This window comes from Desulfosporosinus sp. HMP52, assembly GCF_000765145.1.
Taxonomy (GTDB): domain Bacteria; phylum Bacillota; class Desulfitobacteriia; order Desulfitobacteriales; family Desulfitobacteriaceae; genus Desulfosporosinus.
Window position 1 is genome coordinate 1 of sequence record NZ_JMGA01000023.1, and the last position, 19,410, is coordinate 19,410.

The window sequence follows — 19,410 nt, forward strand, 5'->3', positions numbered from 1 at the left end:
CCATGGTCACCCGATTGCAGCTACCGGCGCAATACTAACAACCAAAATGGTATATGAGATGAATCGTAGGGACGTTCAATTTGGACTAATTACAGCTTGTATTGGTGGTGGGCAAGGAATTGCCACTATCTTGGAAAGAGTATAAGGGTTAAGTAAGTATTCTATAAAAATCCCCTGAGTTGATTAAGTGATTCTTAGCTTCAGATGGAGTTTGCCTAAGAGGAATACTTACTCCAGCTGAAGCTTAGAAGAACTTATCCAGGGACGTAGCAGCCGTTATCTCATCCTCACCGCTAAAGTTGTTCTGTGTAGTTTGCGGTTCGGCGAAAGCATCCGCTGGATGCTTTCGTACTTATAGAAGATGGGAGTCTTACGGCTGGTAGTCATCGGATAAATTGTTAAGAGGGGTCAATATATGCCAATGTATGAATTTAAATGTCCGAGTTGTGGTGGAGTTATCACAGAATTATGCAAAATGGGTGAAAGCGGAGAACATTTATCCTGCTGTGCATGTGGAACCACAGGACTTCTGAAGAATATTTCAGGTTTCGCCAGCCTGGGGATACCCGGTGGTGGCGGGAAGGGCAGTTGTCCTTCGAGTTGTAGTGGTAACTGTGCCGGATGTCATTGAAAGGGGAACAGTCTTTTTGAACAAGCGACTTAATATAGTTATGGTTGAACCAGAAATTCCACCCAACACCGGAAATGTGGCCCGACTATGTGCTGCTACCGGAGCTGCTCTACATTTAGTAAAACCTTTAGGTTTTAGCATTGATGACAAACATCTTAAACGTGCCGGTTTAGATTACTGGCACCTGCTGGATATTTATATTTATGAAAATTTTGCAGAGTTTGAGGAGAAGAACCCTGTAGGTCCTCGTTACTTAGCCACGACAAAAGGTTCTAGGTCTTATACAGACATTTCCTATGAATTGGGCGGTTACCTGCTCTTTGGTAAGGAAACTAAAGGGTTAGCTCCTGAAATTCTTGATCGCTATCCCGATACAAAGATACGATTACCAATGCGTTCAGATGCCCGGTCGTTAAACCTCTCGAATTCTGTTGCGGTTGTTGTTTACGAAGTGTTACGCCAATGGGGATTTCCAGATTTGGTCTAAGAGATTAGTGATTTAATAGGTATTGGTACCCAAGCATAAAGAGAATAAGTGTGAAGTAAAGGCGGTAGAGGATCAATCATGATGAATGGGTATGGGCTGACATTTCTTATGGCCTTAGTGATTGCAGTAATCGCTACACCGGTTTCTATGAGACTAGCAAAATATTGGGGGGCTATTGCCTATCCGGGTGGCCGGCATATCCATCGGCGACCGATTCCCCGTCTTGGGGGCTTAGCTATCTATGCTGCATTTTGGCTTGCGGCTTTTTATACACAAGTGTGGGATAAAAATATTTGGGGTCTATTCATTGGAAGCAGTATTATTGTGGCTGTAGGTATTTGGGATGACATCCGCGAAATTCGACCCTTATATAAGCTTTATTGGCAAATCACGGCAGCGGCAGTACTTCTCTTCTTTGATTTTTCCATGAATTCCATATCTCTTCCCTTCCTCCAAGAACCCCTTGACTTTGATAAGCTGGGCTTAAGTGTTGTGGGTTTGGCGTTAATGATCTTTTGGGTTGTTGGTTTGGTGAATACTGTTAATGTCTCAGATGGCTTGGATGGACTAGCCGGGGGTATTTGTTTTATTGTCGCTATTTTATTATTTTGGTCAGCAGACAGAATCCAATCCTTTCCGGCAGCTAATCTTACCTTGGCTTTAGCCGGTGCCCTGCTGGGGTTCCTGTTTTTCAACTTCCCTCCGGCCCGGGTCTTCATGGGGGATTCCGGTAGTATGTTTTTGGGGTACATCATTGGTGGGATCTCTATCATGGGTCTGCTTAAAACGGCAACAATTTTGGGCTTGGTTTTCCCCCTTTTAATTTTAGGTATGCCGGTCACTGACTTAACTTTTGCCATAATTCGACGTAAACTACGGGGGCAGTCTATTGCTATGGCGGATCGAGGGCATTTGCACCACCGTTTGCTGGACGCGGGGTTTACCCAAAGGCACGCTGTTTTTTTAATGTATGGGATTAGTGCATGCTTTGGAATGGCAGCTGTACTTGGTGCGAAAGGTCAATGGATTGGTGCTATTGTAGTGCTTTTGGTTGTCTTTGCTTTACTAGTTACAATTCTTATGCGTCGTACAGATAAGCTTATAGGACTTAGTCGACGCCAATCTAAATAATAACTTCAGGATAAACGGCTAAAATGCTTTTTTCTGCATAAGGCTGCTACACTTCTTTTTCCTTCTATGCATATGATGGTCGGAAAGGGGGTATAAGTATGCCATTAAATGTATTTGCCTTTTATAATGGCTTGACGGAGCAAACCAAAGGTTATCCTTATCTCAAACGTTATGGCAGAACTATACAGGAATTGGCAATCTTTGAGGTTTCAATTCAGAATAATGGAACGATTCTCGGGCGGCCAAGCCGAAGTCTTATTAATGAGGCTCATGGTATGGGTATCAAAGTATTCTTGGTAGTTAGCAATTTAACGCGTCAAGGACAGTTTTCTACGGAGTTAATGGCTCGGTTAATTAGGGATCAAGATTTCGCTAATCAAGTCTGGAGGAACATACGAGATATTTTGGTTGAGTATCAATTTGACGGAATTAATCTTGATTTGGAAAAAGCTGCACCGTCTGACCGAGCACTGTTTACCAGGTTCATTCAAAACTGGTCTGCTATGTTTAGAGCCGGAAATTTCCTGGTCTCGATAGATGTTCCTGCCAAGGTTTCCGATGATCCTCAAAATGCATGGAGAGGTTCGTTTGATTATCGGCCTATTGGGCAAGCTGTAGATGAGGTAATATTGATGACCTATGAGGAACATTGGTCACAAAGTGAACCGGGATCCGTTGCCTCTATTCCTTGGGTAACTCAGGTTTTAGATTATGCAATAGCTAACATTCCCCGAGATAAAATCTATATGGGAATTCCCCTCTATGGTTATGATTGGCCTGAGGGAGGGACGGGGAAGGTCATTGGCTATCAACGTGCAACTGAGCTGGCCAGAAGATATGGTGCTCCGTTGCAGTGGAATGCAAGGCAGCATAGTACCTACTTCCGCTATGAGACTAGAGGGGTTCGTCATACTGTATATTTTGAAGACCCAAGGAGCTTGAGAGATAAGTTAGAATTAGCAACTCAGAAGGGAATCCGCGGTGTTGCCCTTTGGGAGATGAACCTAAGCTATCCCCGTTTTTGGGAAGTGCTTCAAGAGTACGTAAATCGTTAAATAAAATAGGAGGTTTTTTCAAGTATGCGACTTCATTTCCATGGACATGCCTGCTTCGAGATTGAAGGAGACGAAGGGCGAATTCTTATTGATCCTTTCTTGAGCGGTAATCCCTGCGCTACAGTTAAACCTGAAGACTTTACACATTTAGATGGAATATTAGTAACCCATGGGCATGATGATCATTTAGGGGATGCAATAGAATTGTCTAAACAAACCGGTGCGCCAATCATCTGTGTTTTCGAGCTAGCCCATTATTGTAAGAGTCAAGGGGCCAAGACACATGCGATGCATATTGGAGGAAAGCATCAGTTTCCCTTCGGTTTGGTTAAATTAACCCAAGCTTTGCATGGATCCGGGATAATAAGTCCAGACGGAGAAATGATTTACGGGGGCCTAGCTTGTGGGTTTTTGATTCAGATGGAAGGAAAATGGCTTTACTATGCTGGGGATACAGGACTGTTCGGAGATATGGAACTTATCGGCCGACGCTATCCTATCGAGGTTGCTATGCTGCCAATCGGAGACAATTTTGTTATGGGTGTTGAAGAAGCAGTACATGCATCCCAATTATTGCGCCCTAAAGTTGTAATCCCCATGCACTATAATACTTTTCCTGTGATTGCTCAAGATGTTGGAGAATTCTTGCATCTACTACAGCGTAGAGTGCCGGAAAGTCAAGGTAAGGCCCTTAAGCCAGGAGATTTATACGAAGTTTAACCAGAGTTTTATTCGAAGTTTAAAAAGAGGTCGATTTTAATCCCACTTGATTTTCAAGTGGGATATTTTTGTCGAGAAATGGTCAAACTTAGAGAGTGAGGAGAGTTTTTAAAGTTAAGGAGATGAAAAAGTAATGACAAGAAAATTATGTACGATTCGTTGCCTTTATGGGATCAATGGTCGCTGTCGGTTGGAACATATTTTAGGTGAACGTGGTCCAAACTGCCCTCACTACGAAGAAGATTTTAACATTATGAGCAGGGGGAGGATCTAATATGAAGGCCAAGAAGCCGAAAGTAAAGAGAATAGATCCTTTAGAACCGCTAAAAATGGAGATCGCGGCTGAATTAGGATTACTTGACCAGATCCATAATAAAGGCTGGCATTCTTTAAGTGCCAAAGATGCAGGGCGTATCGGAGGATTGATGACTCAGAGACGTCGAAAAGATAGTTAGTAGATAGTAGAAGACATAGGTGAATGCTAATTCATGTGATATAATTATAGTCCGATATAGTAAATAGTGGGGAGCGTTAATAGTTGACAAAGCATCAACAAATTTTAACCTTTATTGAAGATCTGGCAATTGGTAGTAAGGTTTCCGTACGGTTTATTGCCAAAGAACTGGACGTAAGTGAAGGAACGGCTTATCGGGCTATAAAAGAGGCTGAAGGAAAAGGATTTGTTCGTTCGATTCCAAAGGTTGGAACCATTCGAATTGAAGGGCTGAAGGAGAGACAAATCGAGGACCTGACATTGCGTGAAGTTTCACAGATTGCTGAAGGAGTCGTAGTTTGTGGTTTCACCCATCTTGATCGCTCCCCCAATAAGTTTGTTATTGCTGCGATGGAATTAAATACTATGGCACGTTACTTAGAAGCTGGGGCATTGTGTATTGTTGGAAATCGAAGAGACGCCCAGATATTTGCTTTAAATAACCATTCGTCACTTTTAATAACCGGAGGATTGGAACCGGATGAAGAAGTTGTAGAATTAGCACGCAAGAATGAGTTAGTGATTATTCAGTCTCCCTATGATACTTTTGCAGTCACCTCAATGATTAATCGTGCACTCTATGATCGATTGATTCAAAAAGAACTTATTTTAGTAGAAGATATTATGGTTGAGGATGTCAGTTTTCTTACAATCGATGCGACGGTTGATGATTGGAGAAAGTTGTCCCAAACTACTGATCACAGTCGTTTTCCGGTGGTTGATAAGGATATGACTCTGGTAGGGATTGTATCCGCCGTGGATGTTGCCGGAGCAGATCTTAAGACACCAATTAAAGACGTAATGAATGCAAATCCATTTCTAGTCGGACGAGATGACCCTGTAACCCATATCTCACGAATTATGGTTTGGGAAGGATGGGAAATTGCCGTTGTTGCGGATCAGGGGAAATTGATTGGCATCATTAGTCTCCAAGATGTGATTGAAGCTTATCAGCAGGTGCAAAAACAACCACAGTTTGGTGAAACTGTAGACAATCTTGTGTTAAGTGGGTTCCGATTTGTCGATGATGCAGAGCATCTCACAATTGAAGGAGAGATCACTAACGCTATGAGTGACGATTACGGATCTGCCAGTTGTGGAGTTATTGTGACAGTTATGAATATGGCAGGCTATATTTCCCTGCGTAAGAAGTATCGACTTAATGCAATTACCGAGAATTTTACTCTTTATCAATTACAGCCCATTGCAGTTGGTACAGAAATTGTGGTTACAGCTAAGCTGTTATTAGTTGCTAAAAAGCACTGTAATATTGAAGTCGAAGTGATGGCTAATAATGATTTAGTGGCCAAAGGATTAATGACCGCTAGGATTGGGGACAAAAAATTGGTGAGTGATACGGCCCATTAGTATTGATGTGGCTAAAGCCCCCTCGTCCACTGGATTGAGGGGGCTTTCTAAGGAAGGTAGGTGGGATCCTTATGAGGGCTCAAGTAGCTCATAATATGCATGGCTTTGTACACTTGCATAATCATACAGAATTTAGCCTGCTAGACGGGGCGGCACGAATTAAAAATTTAGTTCAGCGTGCCGTGGAACTGAAAATGTCGGCTTTGGCTATCACTGATCATGGAGTTATGTATGGAGTTATTGACTTTTATAAGGCTTGTAAACAAGCGGGAATTAAACCGATTATTGGCTGTGAGGTTTACGTCGCACCTAATAAACGAACGGATAAAGTACAGGGGAAGGATGACTCAAATTATCACTTAGTCTTGTTAGCTGAAACTGAGCAAGGGTATCGAAACTTAATAAAATTAGTTTCTATGGCTCATATTGAAGGTTTTTATTATAAGCCTAGGGTAGATAAAGAAATTCTTCGCAAACATGCTCAGGGAATAATCGCACTTAGTGCTTGCTTAGCTGGAGAAATTTCCGATTATTTAGTGCATGACCAACTGGAAATGGCAATCAATAGCGCTCGTGAGTATGAGGAGATATTTGGAAAAGGTAATTTTTTTCTGGAATTGCAAGATCATGGCTTAGAAGAGCAGCGCAAAGTTAATCAAGGAATGTGGAAGGTTCACGACAGTACAGGAATTCCAATGGTGGCTACCAATGATGTGCATTATGTTAATCGTGAAGATGCTTTCGTTCAAGACGCTTTGCTCTGTATCCAGACCGGAAAAACTTTAGAGGATACAGCCCGCCTGCGTTTTTCCAGTCAGGATTTTTTTCTGAAATCTGAGCAGGAGATGTCTCTGCTCTTTGGGGAACATCCGGAACTTTTGAGCAACACATCCATGATCGCTGAACGTTGTCAGATGAATTTTCAGTTTGGAGAGAATTATTTACCGGTGTTTGAGGTTCCCCCAGGGTATACTTTAGACAATTATTTGGAGGCAGAATGCCGTAGGGCTTTTCCGCGATTTTACCCTCAAATGACTGAATTAGAATGTCAGAGGTTAGATTACGAACTAAAGGTCATTTTCCAGACGGGTTTTTCAGGGTATTTCTTAATTGTGGCTGATTTTTGTCGATTTGCCCGGGAGAACGGAGTGGTGGTAGGTCCGGGAAGAGGATCAGCGGCGGCTAGTATGGTGGCTTATCTGTTAGGCATAACTTCAGTCGAGCCCTTGCGCTTTGATCTCCTTTTCGAGCGTTTCTTGAATCCTGAACGTATTTCTATGCCGGATATAGATATAGATTTTGACCCGGAGGGTCGAGAGCGTGTCATTCGTTATGTCACAGAAAAATATGGCTCTGATAAGGTTTGCCAGATTATCACCTTCGGGACAATGGGTGCTAAGGCGGCTATCCGAGATGGGGGACGAGTTTTGGCTATCCCCTTATTTCGAGTGGATAAAGTTGCTAAAGCAATACCTTCGGATCTTGGAATGACCCTGGAAAAAGCTTTAGAGGTGTCCCCGGATTTGGCGCGAATGGTGGATGAGGATGAAGAAATCAAAAGACTCTATACTCTTGCCAAATCACTTGAAGGAATGACGCGTCACGCTTCTACCCATGCGGCAGGAGTGGTGATCGCAAAAGACCCACTAACAAATTATTTACCCCTCCAGAGAACCTCTGAAGATTTTGTCATGACTCAGTTTCCCATGAAAGCCGTCGAGGAAATCGGCCTTCTAAAAATGGACTTTTTGGGCTTGAGAAATCTAACGATTTTGCAAGAGGCTGTCCGACGTATTGAAGAAACCCATGGTTTAAAGCTAGATTTAGTAACTTTAGCCCTGGATGATTCAAAAACTTATGAGTTATTGGCTTCTGGAAACAGCACCGGGATTTTCCAGCTGGAGAGCGGTGGAATGCGAGCCATTTTAAAAGATCTTAAACCAACCTGCTTCGAGGATATTATTGCCGTCGTAGCTTTATATCGTCCTGGTCCCATGGAACAGATCCCGGAATTTATCCGCAGGAAACGTGGGGGGAACATTACTTATCTGCATCCAAAATTGGAGCCGATTCTTAAATCGACTTATGGTATTATCGTCTATCAAGAACAAGTTATGCAGATTGCTCGAGATCTAGGAGGGTACTCTCTGGGAAGAGCTGATCTGCTCCGCCGAGCAATGGGTAAAAAGAAAAAAGAAATCATGGCAGAAGAGCGGCAGAACTTTATCTACGGCTTGCAGGATAGCAGTGGAGAATGGATCATTCCGGGAGCTTTGAGATTGGGCTTGACCCTGGAAGATGCCGAAGAAATATTTGACTTAATGGCGAAATTTGCGGAATACGGCTTTAATAAAGGGCACGCTACAGCATATGCTGTTATTTCCTATCAAACAGCTTATTTAAAAGCTAATTATCCTTTAGAATTCATGGCAGCGCTCTTAAGCACTGTGATGGGTTCTTCAGATAAAATATCCTTTTACATTCAAGATGCTCGCAGCAGCGGAATACAGGTACTTCCTCCTGATGTTCAATATAGCCAGGTAGGATTTTCGATAGAAGAACAAGCGATTCGCTTTGGTTTAGGGGCCATTCGTAATGTTGGTGTCAACGTTGTAGAAAAGATTTTAGAAGCAAGGCAAGAGGGGGAGTTCAAATCTCTGGATGATTTTTGCCTGCGTGTTGACCAAAAGGTTTTGAATCGCCGAGTTATGGAGAGCTTAGTTCGCTCAGGTGCCTTTGGATCAATTTGTACACGGGCGCAGGCTCTGGCCGTTATAGATCAAGTATTAGAGACAACTTCTCGACGACAGAAAGATCGGCTTTCAGGGCAATTTTCTCTTTTTGATTTAGATGAAGACATGGATGAAGGGACTGTTTTACCTCAGATTCCCGACTTCAAGGAACGGGAGATTTTAGACATGGAGAAGGAGTATCTGGGCCTATATTTAAGTGGACATCCTCTGTCATCTGTCTTGCCGTTGCTGAAAGATTATATGTCTTCGGATATTTTGACTTGTTTGGAGGGGGAGGAAGAGAAGAAGGTGGCCCTGGGAGGATTGGTAACCGGGTTTCGTCAGAACATTACGAAAAAGGGGGAAATGATGGGCAGTTTCGTTTTGGAAGATCTGACGAGCGGAATTGAGGTTTTAGTGTTTCCTAGGGTGTATGCTCAAGCTCCCTCTATTAGTAATGATGATGTAGTTGTTGTAGTGGGACGGTACAACATCAGGGATGAAGAAAAAAAGATTTTCGCTGAGAAAATTACGAAATTAGAAGACTTGAAACCCAGCTCAGTTCAGGCTCCTAAGCAAGAATTAGCGGCAGTAGCTCAAGTCTCAGAAAAACCTAAACGTCTTTATCTGAGGTTTTCAAATCAAAACAGTGACTTAATGGAAACAGTGTTAAGTGTTTTACAACGTTTTCCAGGGAGTCAACCCGTCTACTTCTATTTTGAGGATAGCAAAAAAGTACTTGAAGGGAAACAGAGTTTTTGGGTTGACGATAGGGATGAGTTAACAAAAGAACTTTGTGAAGTGATGGACAAGTGCAATGTGGTTTGGAGACAAGCTAAAAATTTTGCTTAATGGTTACTCTCTTGCAGGAATCTAAGTCTTTAAGGCGAAAACCAACAAAACATCCAAATTAAGAAGGTGTAAAAGTGAGAATTGCTATATATCCCGGAACATTTGATCCGGTGACTAAAGGTCATCTCGATATATTAGATCGAGCGAAAGAGTTATTTGACGGTCTAATTATTGCCATCGCTTCAGATAGTAATAAGACTCCATTATTTCTGCCTGAAGAGAGAATGGAGTTGCTTATTGAAGCAACCAAAGACATGCCTAATGTAAATGTTCGGGTTTTTGAAGGGTTAACAGTTGAGTTTGCCCGCCAATGTGGAGCCATTGCTATAATCAGAGGATTACGCGCCTTATCCGATTTTGAATATGAATTTCAACTGGCCTTAATGAACAAAAAGATTGCCCCGGACATTGAAACCATATTTCTAATGACCCAAAGTGAAAACTCATTTATCAGTTCTAGTGCAATCAAGTGGGCTGCCAAATTACATGCCGGAGTCTCTGACTTTGTACCTTTGCATGTAGAAAAGGCGCTGATTGCCAAGTATGCCAGTTTGGCGGCAAACTCTAAGAAGGAGGATTAAACCCCTTTGTTGCACATTTACTAGGGCTGTGGTATCATAAATCGATTTAAAAAGGGGGATTTGAAAAAAATGTGGACTGTTATTTATATTGCTCCCAATAAATTAATTGCCGAGAAGTATAAAAAAATCCTCACAGACGAAGGTATGCTTGTCCAGCTTCGTCCAATCGGATCAGCACACCTGGGTGAGCATGCTTCAGTCGAAATTCTTGTCCCAGAATCTGAAGCAGAAGAGGCCCATGAAATTATAACTGGCGCTATGGGGAGCTAACTATGTTTAAAGATATATTCAGGAAGACTAAATATGTTACTATCAATTCTAATCAGAAGCAAAATCGAAGTTCTGAGGTACCTCGGCAGGAAGAGGCTGCAATTGTTAGTAAGAAAGAACTTCCTGACGGCCTTTGGGTTAAATGCCCCAAGTGTGGGGAAGTCCTCTTCAATAAGAATCTAGATGAAAACGGACGAGTATGCACAACCTGCGAACACCATTTTAGAATTTCTGCTCAAGGGCGTCTTGCATTATTAGTCGATGAAAATAGCTTTGAAGAGTGGGATTCCGAATTAAACACCATGGACTCATTAGAGTTTCCCGGATATGAAGAAAAACTTTTAGAGGCACAGCAAAAATCCGGTGTCTTAGAAGGAGTAGTTACTGGGCGTGCTCGAATTGAGGGTATACCCTTTGTAGTGGCTATTAATGAAGCGGGTTTTATGATGGGCAGCATGGGTTCTGTCGTTGGAGAAAAAATTGCTCGGGCTATTGAACGCGCCATTGAATTGAGATTACCGGTGGTTATTTTTTCTACGTCAGGAGGCGCTCGGATGCAAGAAGGAATTCTTTCTCTATATCAGATGGCCAAGACGAGTGCAGCTTTAGGAAAGTTAGCGGAGAACCATTTATTATATATTTCCGTTCTTACGGATCCTACCTTTGGTGGAGTGACAGCCAGCTATGCTTCATTAGGAGATATTATTATTTCAGAACCTAATGCTTTGATTGGATTTACAGGACCACGTATCATCAAACAAACCATGAGGCAGGAGCTCCCCACCGGGGCGCAGACCGCCGAGTTTAACCAGGAACATGGTTTAATTGATCTTATCGTGGCCCGCACTCAGATGCGTCCGGAGTTAGCACGTTTACTGCGGTACCATCAGGAAGGAGCTGAATATGGCTCAACTATTTGAATTTGAAAAACCTATAGCGGAATTAGAACATAGAATTTCTGAGCTCCAGAAGTTTTCTGCAGATAAGGGAATTGACCTTTCCCAGGAAGTGGACACCCTAGAGAAAAAAGTTCTTCTATTAAAGAAGGAAATCTACGGGAACCTGGAGCCTTGGCAAAAAGTGCAAATAGCCAGACATTCCGAGCGGCCGAATTTCTATGACTATGCCCCCTTGCTGTTTGAAGATTTCATAGAGCTTAAAGGGGATCGTCTGTTTGCTGATGATCATTCAATTGCGGGGGGAATTGCACTTTTTCATGGGGTTCCTGTGACAGTGGTTGCTCAAGTGAAGGGTAAGGATACCAAGGAAAATATTAAGCGTAATTTCGGGATGCCACATCCTGAGGGGTATCGCAAAGCGATACGTCTGATGGATCAAGCCGAAAAGTTTGGGCGCCCAATTTTAACCTTTATAGATACACCTGGAGCTGCCTGTGATTTGGGTGCTGAAGAACGTGGGCAGGGAGAAGCTATTGCCCGATGCTTGCTGGCAATGTCAGGGTATCATGTGCCTGTGATCAGTACGGTTATTGGTGAAGGTGGAAGTGGCGGAGCACTCGCTCTGGGAGTTTGCAATGTGCTTTTAATGCTTGAGAACTCCTTTTATTCTGTTATTGCTCCGGAAAGCTGTGCCTCAATACTCTGGAAAGATACAACAAAGGCGAAGGAAGCTGCCGCAGCTTTGAAATTCACGGCTAAGGATCTGTTAAGATTAGGAGTTGCTGATGAATTAGTTCGGGAGCCTCAAGGGGGAGCCCATAATAATCTTCACCAAACAGCTGATGAATTGTCAGAAGTGATTTCCAAGTATCTGGTTAGGCTACGTTCGGAAAGTCCGGAAGTACTTCGTGAAACACGCTATCAGAAGTTAAGGAAGATTGGAATGTTTCGAGAATCTGCTGAGATAAATTTAACAAAAAAGCTTGACTAAGTCTATGGTTTAGTGTTATTATATCTAAGTCGCCACGATTTGTGTGACAAAATTCATAGTGGGCGAGTGGCGGAATGGCAGACGCGTCGGTCTCAAAATCCGATATATGTGAGTATGTGGGGGTTCAAGTCCCCCCTCGCCCACCACTTTAATGAAACACAGTTATATCAAGGGTTTACAGAGCTGGTAAGAAATTACCAGCTCTTTTTGCTTTATAGATCGTTGTATTACCACAAATGAACCACTCTTACCTAAAAAAATTGCTAGGAGTGTGTATGCCCCTAGCAAAAAGTGTTGTTTATTATATCGTTCTAGTTTCCTGCTGGGACTGCACTACGTATAGCCTCAGGAACAACAGCTTCTCCACCAAGAGCAGTACGAACAGTGTAAGCATATGACTTGCTTAGTACGAAATCATTGGCCGGAGCTCTTTTTCCATCTGTTAGAACTATTGGTGAACTTGTTTGGGCTGCTAAAGGAGCACCTGCCAGAGCATCAATACCAGTTTCACCATTTGCTATAAAGACATTGTCAAAAGAGATTGACCGTGCAAAGTCTTGGATTACTTGTTTGTTCGTATCGTAGGCTGTGAACCCTGCATGTCGGGCTGGATCTGGGTAATGACTAAATACTGAACCAACAGCATCACTAATAATACCTGTACCTCCGATGATATCAACTGATATAATATTTGGGTTTTCAGCTAAATAGGAAGATACAACTGCTGGAAGTGCATCTCTGTCAGTTAAAAGAATTGCTTGATTTCTAGCAGAAGCTATTGAAGCAATTGAGAGTGCATCTTGCAAACCATTAGCGATACAAATTTTAGTAACACTTGTCAATTGTTTGGCAATGTTAACGGATGTTTCGTATTTATCTTTTCCACCGAGGGGAACAACAGTGATGCCCATACCCTTGATTTCATCAATTACACTTTGTTTGATCACAGCTGTGCCGCTTGTCACGTAAACAGTCTTTACAGAGAGCTTTGTTAGTTCTTCCTTGGTAGCGGGGTTAAGGGAATTTTCAGTACCAGTCAGGAGAATAGGAGCTTCCAAATAGGAGGCTAGAGGACCAGCTGTTAGAGCATCGATCATGCCGTAAGAGGTAGAAGAAGCAAGGATGGCTTTGCCTGTCCAGCCAGTTCGATCGGCAATTTGTACTGCTGTTTGTTCAGCGGTAGTTCCAGCAAGCCGAGTTGGTAATATGCCAATTGCAAATGCATTGAAAGGAACCATTGAGAGTGCCAAACCGGAAATAACTAAAGATGCTAAAATTTTGCTGATCTTTTTCATGAATACTCTCCTCTCATTTTGGAACCCTTTTATCACATTAGAAAATAAATCTCCATCCTTACCAAGGACATCAATTGACCTCAATGCCAAAATGTATAGCAGCAATGCGGAGCAAGCTGAATTATAGCACGAAGATATGACAAAGTGTTAACGAAGAATTTTCCATGTTCTTGTTAAATGATGCTAGCCGAGCTACTGCAATTCCCCAAGTCGTTCACTAAAGTAGATCTTTACTTGCTCAACATACTCTGGTTTTAAGGAATATTTTCTAAAGACACAGCTAAAGTCTCTGTCTAAGCCGTAAGTCCCAGACTCAACCCATTCCTCATCAAGATTACACGTGGCATTAATCTGATCGTACAAATAGCTGGAGCCTGAGAATTTTTCTAATAAATTATGTAGTTCAAGATCTATTTGTTGATGTGGGAGAACAAGATTAAAAGGCTTTTTATAATTCCCATATTTATAAGTACCTTCTTCTTCCCAGACAAAAGGTTTGTCACATAATTCTAATATTGCCTGGCATGTTTTAATCATCTTTGCTTTATCATCAGATTTTAGGCACATTTTTAACACCTCGAAGAATTTTTACGCCTATTATACAACGATAAAGTGTTAAAAATGAACTTATAGTTTATTATGAAAGTTCTTATTTAAAATTGGATAATCAGTCCCGTTTACCTTTAAAGACAAGACTGTCCTAGTCGTATTTGAGGTGGGTTTGATATTCCTATTAAGTAGACTATACTATTATGGTAACAAGAATTAGCATAATTGACTTAAGATGAATTTGTCAGTAGGATTCAGGAAACTTTCAGCTTTCCCTCAGGTTGAATTCAACCTCCTATTGCATAATTAGGCTTAAGATCACCACTAAGTAATACTTTATATATTGTCAAAACCATTAATGATCTTTACCTGTTGTAAAGGAGCTTACTAGCATGAAGAAATTAAAGGGAATTAAACTATTATTGGTCGATGATGAACCGAACATTTTACAGTTTTTGGAGATGGGACTTCAAGAGGAGGGATTTGAGGTTCAAACAGCTCAAGATGGTATGACAGCCGTAACGATTGCCAAGCAATTTCAGCCGCATATCATAATTCTTGATGTTATGATGCCTGGCATGGATGGTTTTGAAGTATGTCGAATGCTGAAAAAGACGGAAAATGTGGCCATTATTATGCTGACCGCCAAGGATGAAGTGGATGACCGAGTAAAAGGACTGACCCTCGGGGCTGATGACTATATGATGAAGCCCTTTAGTTTTGAGGAATTACTGGCCCGCATTCAGGCTAGAATACGGAATCAATTCCCCAATCTTCTTGGTGAGGTTGAGCTAGGCGCTTTTCGTATTGATGATAGGCGAAAAGAAATCTTGCATGAGCAAAGGGTTCTCGAACTCTCCACCACGGAGTATGAGTTGCTGAAATTTTTAGTGCTGAATCATGGTTTAGTTTTAAGCAAAGCGAAAATATTAGACAAAGTATGGGGTTATGACTTCGGAGGGGATGAAAATATTGTTGAGGTGTATATTCGATCCTTGCGAGAAAAATTAAACGATAAAGAGCATCGTCTAATTCGAACTCTGCGCGGGGCAGGATATCGGGTAGATCTGTAAAATGAAATCCATAATAAAATTTATGACTAAAACCAACTCCCTTCGTTTTCAACTTTTATCACGTTCGTTATTGCTTATGGCTGGATTATTGCTGATCATAGGGATATCCCAATATATCTTCATGCGAGGATTTATTTATCAAAATAAAGTAATCAGTGTCCAAAACCAGGTATTATCCATTCACCCGGATGTTTGGGAAAGGATAGCGGGAGACTATGTCAATGAAAAACCCGCAGTAATCCCGGATATTAAAGCCCGAGATGAATTGGGGGATAAACCTCCCGGTAAAGGTCATAATAAGGCTCCTTTTTTCCTCTTGCAGGACTCTACCATTGCTTTCTATGATATGAAGGGGAATTTTTCGATTTTCTCAGATTCTTCAGCAGATAGTGTACTCCCCACTAAACTTGATGAAAAAGATTATGAAGATGCCTTACGTTCAAAACCTAACCTAAATTATAAGATTGTCGATCAAGCCTCAGGGCATGAACAATTGATTGTTCTTCAGCCAATCAGATCGAGGGATCAATTGGTTGGAGTGGTTCAGGTAAGTATAAATACTAAACCTTTAAGGGATATTTTAACTCGGCAATTGCTGACATTTTTACTGATTTCTTTGCTTGCTTTGATCGGAGGTATGTTAGCATTCATCCCTGTATTAAGAAAAACCTTGGTTCCATTGTCTAAAATGGTAGATACTGTGGAACAAATCGATGCCGGGAATCTTGCAGAAAGGTTACCTATTGACCAAGGGCAAGAAGAAATTGACCGCTTGGCAGATTCATTTAATGGAATGCTTGAAAGGCTTGAAACTTCTTTTGAAGCGGAAAAAGAGGCTAAAGAACAAATGCGGCGTTTTGTTGCTGATGCATCTCATGAGCTTCGTACGCCTTTGACGTCAATTCATGGCTTTTTAGAGGTTCTGCTCCGAGGTGCTATGAACCAGCCTGATAAATTGCATAGATCCTTAACCAGCATGTATGCTGAATCTGAACGGATGACAAAATTAGTTCAGGATTTGCTGCTTCTAGCTAAATTGGATCGTTCGCCAAATATCCAGCTGGCTGAAGGGGAGTTGGACGAAACCATTAAGGGAATGGCACCCCAGCTAAGGTTATTAGCGGGGAATCGAAAAGTTACTTTGAGGCTTGCTTCCAATTTAAAATGTTGCTTTGATGAAGACAAGATGAAACAAGTCATTCTAAATCTTTTCCATAATGCTGTACAGCATACTGATCCTGAAAAAGGGGATATCCAGATTTCTTTGGAGATGGTTTCAGGTGGTGTGGAGTTAACAGTTAGAGATAATGGTTCAGGTATTCCTGCGGAACATTTACCAAAATTATTTGATCGTTTTTATCGGAGTGATTCCTCCAGAACTCGAAAGTATGGGGGAGCCGGATTAGGTCTGGCCATAACAAAATCTCTTGTAGAGCATCACGGTGGAACCATTAGAGTAGAAAGTTTGGCGGAAGAAGGAACAGTGTTTTATGTATGGTTCCCGCAGTTTTGTCAAGAATAACCCGCTTTTTGACTAAACCTTTGCTTCTTTTTGTTTATGAATGCAAAAAACACTTTGTTAACAATAATTAAGGAAATATCAAAAAGAGTTCCATGAAAATAAGCACAGGAAGAATAGCTACCTGTCTTATTTTCATGGAACTTTTTAGCTGGATATTATGAGAAGAAAAACGAACCGCTTATTGGTCATAACCATTAGGATGGCTCAGGTGCCAAGCCCAGGCGCTCTCAATGATTTGTTCTAAAGAGCTATACTGTGGGTTCCAGCCCAAAAGGTCTTTAATCTTATCTACTTTTGCTACAAGTCTATCCGGATCACCTGGTCGACGTGGAGATTCAACCACAGGAATTTTTCGACCCGTGACTTGGCGAGCGGTTTCGATAACCTCTCTAACACTAAAGCCGGAACCTGTTCCAACATTATAAGCTCCGCTTTCAATCCCTGTTCCCAGAGCTTCCAATGCTAATACATGTGCCTTTGCCAGATCCAGAACATGAATATAATCGCGAATGCACGTACCATCGGGAGTTGAATAATCCGTGCCAAAGATATGTATTTCTTTACGTTGCCCTAATGCTGTCTTTAATATCAGCGGAATTAGGTGTGTTTCCGGTAGATGATCCTCTCCTAAGGAACCATCAAGTGCTGCACCGGCAGCATTGAAATAGCGCAGAGCAATCCATTGGAGGCCATAGGCTTTCTCAAGCCAAGAAAAGGATTGTTCAATCATAAGTTTAGATTGGCCGTAGGGGTTGATGGGAATTGTAGGTGCACTTTCGGGAATGGGTATTTCTTCAGGAATACCATAAGTTGCTGCCGTGGAGGAGAAGATTATGCGCTTTACCCCTGACTTGAGGAGTGTACTTACAAAACGGTTGGTCTTAGCAGTATTTTCTTCGAAATAAAGATCAGGTTTTTCCGCGGATTCTCCCACTAGGCTCCTCGCCGCAAAATGAATAACAGCATTTATTTGTTCTTGTTCGATAATCCTTTGAACGAGATGTGGATCGGCAATGTCGCCCTGAAAAAAGGGAACATTATCTAAAACGGATTGCTGATGCCCAGTCACAAGATTATCGAGAACAACGGGTTTGTAGCCCTGCTCTAAAAGCGTTTTGACAGTAAGACTGCCGATATAGCCCGCCCCACCGGATACGAGAATAGATTGCATGAAATCTCCTCTTTTCCTAAACTTGAAGGATATAAAGCAAAGTAGATAATTGAGTTTTGGTTAAGTATAGATCACCATCTAATACGCAATTGACTTCTAGAGGAAATATTGCTTAAGATTACCAATATTATAGCATCTCATAATGAATCAAGGAACCTAAGGAAAATTCAAAATGTGTGTGAAAGTCCTCCTATTAAATAATTTGAATAGGGGTTATTTTTTTGCCCTTCAAAAACCCCAATTGTTATTGAATTCCTCCGAAAATCGTTTCTTTCAGCTAACTTTCAGGAAACGCTCATTTAACCTTCAGGTAGTATTTAGTCTCAATTCAGGAATGAGAGGTATAGTAAAACAAATCCATCAAGCATTGACTCTAAGTGAACTTTGAAAAGGAGCATTTCTTTATGAAAGAACTAAAGCAGGAGGTTGGGAATTTTTCCTGGAAGCTCTGTCTAGACGAACTGACTTCCTTCTCCGTTAAACCTCTCCAATTGGCCAATTATGCTGGGGTAATCTTAATTACTTTCGGTTTTAGCTATTTGTTAGCAATGCTTCTTCTAAAAGTTTTCAGTGCCGTGGTAATATGCGGGGCAGGATCCAAAGGGAAGGTGGAATATACTTCCTTCAGCGAAGCGGAATCCAGTGGGGCACACCCACTTGTAGAAGTGGGTCTCTAACGATTTATGAATAACATTAAGGAGAGAGATTATGTTTCGAAAAATGCGTAATTTACACTTATGGATTGGGTTAATCACTTCAATAATAATTCTTATGGAGGCGGTTACCGGATTAATGCTAGCACATCCTTCACTGGTGGGAATGCAGTCAAGGGCTCCTATTGCTGAAAGAACTTCTCAGATTAATTCCTCAGGGAGCAGCAGTATAGCGACCTTAGATCAGAATGAAAGTTCTATTAATCAGAGCTTGAATTCTCAAGAGGAGATGCAATCTGAATTGACTGCACAAAAAAGTAAAGGCTTGGGAAAACAAGGAAGCGGAAATGGTCTTATGGGAGTCATAAAAGGACTGCATGCAGGCAAAGTAGGAAATTTAAATATCCAATGGTTAATAGATCTTTCGGCGATAAGCATGATAGTTTTAACCATTTCGGGAATTTATCTTTCTGTAAAAATTTTGAGAGTGCAAAGGAAAGCCTAGTGATATCCTAGCAGAATTTTATGGTATGCGTTTAGGTAAAAAAGTGCATTAATCACTAGTATGGGAAGAACTTTCACTAAAACGAAGAGTCGAAGCTAAAATGAGATGGATTTTTAAAAAATAGAGGTCAATTACAAAATATTTATAAGGAAGTTCTAGATTCATTGAATTAAATTATATACATAGAACGTGTTGGGAAGTAACCAAGTGGTATTTTAACAAATAAAATGCTCAAACCTTCATTAGATTAGTTGGAAGGTTTGAGCATTTTATTTGTTAGCTTGTATGTTCTAAGTAATATCCGATGTTAAGTACTGAGTTTAAAGTTCCTTGATAAAATATGGGTATTAATTATTGAAAGAAGGCTTCACTTAAGGAAAGATTTTTCTTATTTCAGCTTAATCAAGCAACTTTATTAGGTGAATTTAAAAA

At 41.4% G+C, this 19,410-nt stretch carries 19 protein-coding genes, 1 tRNA gene and 2 pseudogenes; 19 read left to right on the forward strand and 3 right to left on the reverse strand.

Going from position 1 to position 19,410, the window contains the following annotated elements; all coding sequences use genetic code 11:
- The 15 genes and pseudogenes from DP73_RS23870 to DP73_RS10715 form a co-directional block, all read left to right on the forward strand.
- A pseudogene (locus DP73_RS23870) lies at window positions 1–145 on the forward strand (acetyl-CoA C-acyltransferase); the annotation flags it as partial.
- A gap of 270 nt (window positions 146–415) precedes the next feature.
- On the forward strand, window positions 416–631 hold the full coding sequence (locus DP73_RS22515) for a zinc ribbon domain-containing protein (RefSeq protein WP_081963012.1): 216 nt from the start codon (window positions 416–418) through the stop codon (window positions 629–631).
- 40 nt (window positions 632–671) lie between these two features.
- Window positions 672–1,118, forward strand: a complete 447-nt coding sequence (locus DP73_RS10660) for a tRNA (cytidine(34)-2'-O)-methyltransferase (protein WP_034599440.1) — start codon at window positions 672–674, stop codon at window positions 1,116–1,118.
- A 78-nt stretch (window positions 1,119–1,196) separates the two neighbouring features.
- Window positions 1,197–2,249, forward strand: coding sequence for an MraY family glycosyltransferase (locus tag DP73_RS10665; RefSeq protein ID WP_034599414.1), 1,053 nt, complete (start codon window positions 1,197–1,199; stop codon window positions 2,247–2,249).
- A 98-nt stretch (window positions 2,250–2,347) separates the two neighbouring features.
- Complete coding sequence (locus tag DP73_RS10670) at window positions 2,348–3,304, forward strand: glycosyl hydrolase family 18 protein (RefSeq protein ID WP_034599416.1); 957 nt, start codon at window positions 2,348–2,350, stop codon at window positions 3,302–3,304.
- A 24-nt stretch (window positions 3,305–3,328) separates the two neighbouring features.
- Window positions 3,329–4,024: a metal-dependent hydrolase gene (locus tag DP73_RS10675; RefSeq protein ID WP_034599417.1), complete on the forward strand. Its 696-nt coding sequence runs from the start codon at window positions 3,329–3,331 to the stop codon at window positions 4,022–4,024.
- Window positions 4,025–4,157: 133 nt separating this feature from the next.
- Window positions 4,158–4,298 carry a cleavage protein gene (locus tag DP73_RS22520; protein WP_081963013.1) on the forward strand — a complete coding sequence of 47 codons (141 nt, stop codon included), beginning with the start codon at window positions 4,158–4,160 and terminating at the stop codon, window positions 4,296–4,298.
- 1 nt (window position 4,299) lies between these two features.
- A complete protein-coding gene (locus DP73_RS10680) occupies window positions 4,300–4,479 on the forward strand; it encodes a small, acid-soluble spore protein, alpha/beta type (protein WP_014903680.1) in 180 nt (59 codons plus the stop codon).
- 83 nt (window positions 4,480–4,562) lie between these two features.
- Entirely contained in the window at window positions 4,563–5,885 is a 1,323-nt protein-coding gene (locus DP73_RS10685) for a DRTGG domain-containing protein (protein WP_034599420.1), read from the forward strand.
- Window positions 5,886–5,956: 71 nt separating this feature from the next.
- A complete protein-coding gene (locus DP73_RS10690; protein WP_081963014.1) occupies window positions 5,957–9,469 on the forward strand; it encodes a DNA polymerase III subunit alpha in 3,513 nt (1,170 codons plus the stop codon).
- A 74-nt stretch (window positions 9,470–9,543) separates the two neighbouring features.
- Entirely contained in the window at window positions 9,544–10,050 is a 507-nt protein-coding gene (coaD, locus tag DP73_RS10695; protein WP_034599422.1) for a pantetheine-phosphate adenylyltransferase, read from the forward strand.
- A 69-nt stretch (window positions 10,051–10,119) separates the two neighbouring features.
- A complete protein-coding gene (locus DP73_RS10700) occupies window positions 10,120–10,320 on the forward strand; it encodes a hypothetical protein (RefSeq protein ID WP_007784763.1) in 201 nt (66 codons plus the stop codon).
- Window positions 10,321–10,322: 2 nt separating this feature from the next.
- Window positions 10,323–11,240 (forward strand): acetyl-CoA carboxylase, carboxyltransferase subunit beta, encoded by a 918-nt coding sequence (gene accD, locus DP73_RS10705; RefSeq protein WP_034599424.1) that lies wholly within the window; start codon window positions 10,323–10,325, stop codon window positions 11,238–11,240.
- Window positions 11,224–12,210 (forward strand): acetyl-CoA carboxylase carboxyltransferase subunit alpha, encoded by a 987-nt coding sequence (locus DP73_RS10710; protein WP_034599427.1) that lies wholly within the window; start codon window positions 11,224–11,226, stop codon window positions 12,208–12,210. Before accD ends, DP73_RS10710 begins: the two co-directional genes overlap by 17 nt.
- Window positions 12,211–12,270: 60 nt before the next feature.
- Window positions 12,271–12,356 (forward strand) — tRNA-Leu (locus DP73_RS10715).
- A 171-nt stretch (window positions 12,357–12,527) separates the two neighbouring features.
- Here the strand turns inward: DP73_RS10715 and DP73_RS10720 are convergent.
- Together DP73_RS10720 and DP73_RS10725 are read right to left on the reverse strand one after the other, a co-directional pair.
- Window positions 12,528–13,505: pseudogene (locus DP73_RS10720) on the reverse strand (cell wall-binding repeat-containing protein); the annotation flags it as partial.
- Window positions 13,506–13,697: 192 nt separating this feature from the next.
- The gene (locus DP73_RS10725; protein ID WP_034599429.1) at window positions 13,698–14,072 is read right to left on the reverse strand and encodes a hypothetical protein; all 375 of its coding nucleotides are present in this window, start codon (window positions 14,070–14,072) and stop codon (window positions 13,698–13,700) included.
- 374 nt (window positions 14,073–14,446) lie between these two features.
- On the opposite strand from DP73_RS10725, the gene DP73_RS10730 reads away from it, so the two are divergent.
- On the forward strand, window positions 14,447–15,127 hold the full coding sequence (locus tag DP73_RS10730; RefSeq protein ID WP_034599431.1) for a response regulator transcription factor: 681 nt from the start codon (window positions 14,447–14,449) through the stop codon (window positions 15,125–15,127).
- Window position 15,128: 1 nt separating this feature from the next.
- Window positions 15,129–16,649, forward strand: coding sequence for a HAMP domain-containing sensor histidine kinase (locus tag DP73_RS10735; protein ID WP_034599434.1), 1,521 nt, complete (start codon window positions 15,129–15,131; stop codon window positions 16,647–16,649).
- A gap of 178 nt (window positions 16,650–16,827) precedes the next feature.
- Here the strand turns inward: DP73_RS10735 and galE are convergent, their stop codons facing one another.
- Window positions 16,828–17,820 (reverse strand): UDP-glucose 4-epimerase GalE, encoded by a 993-nt coding sequence (galE, locus tag DP73_RS10740; RefSeq protein ID WP_034599436.1) that lies wholly within the window; start codon window positions 17,818–17,820, stop codon window positions 16,828–16,830.
- A 404-nt stretch (window positions 17,821–18,224) separates the two neighbouring features.
- On the opposite strand from galE, the gene DP73_RS10745 reads away from it, so the two are divergent.
- Both DP73_RS10745 and DP73_RS10750 read left to right on the forward strand, forming a co-directional pair.
- Window positions 18,225–18,497 (forward strand): hypothetical protein, encoded by a 273-nt coding sequence (locus DP73_RS10745; RefSeq protein WP_034599438.1) that lies wholly within the window; start codon window positions 18,225–18,227, stop codon window positions 18,495–18,497.
- Window positions 18,498–18,528: 31 nt separating this feature from the next.
- Complete coding sequence (locus DP73_RS10750; RefSeq protein WP_034599439.1) at window positions 18,529–18,978, forward strand: PepSY domain-containing protein; 450 nt, start codon at window positions 18,529–18,531, stop codon at window positions 18,976–18,978.
- Window positions 18,979–19,410: the final 432 nt, after the last annotated feature.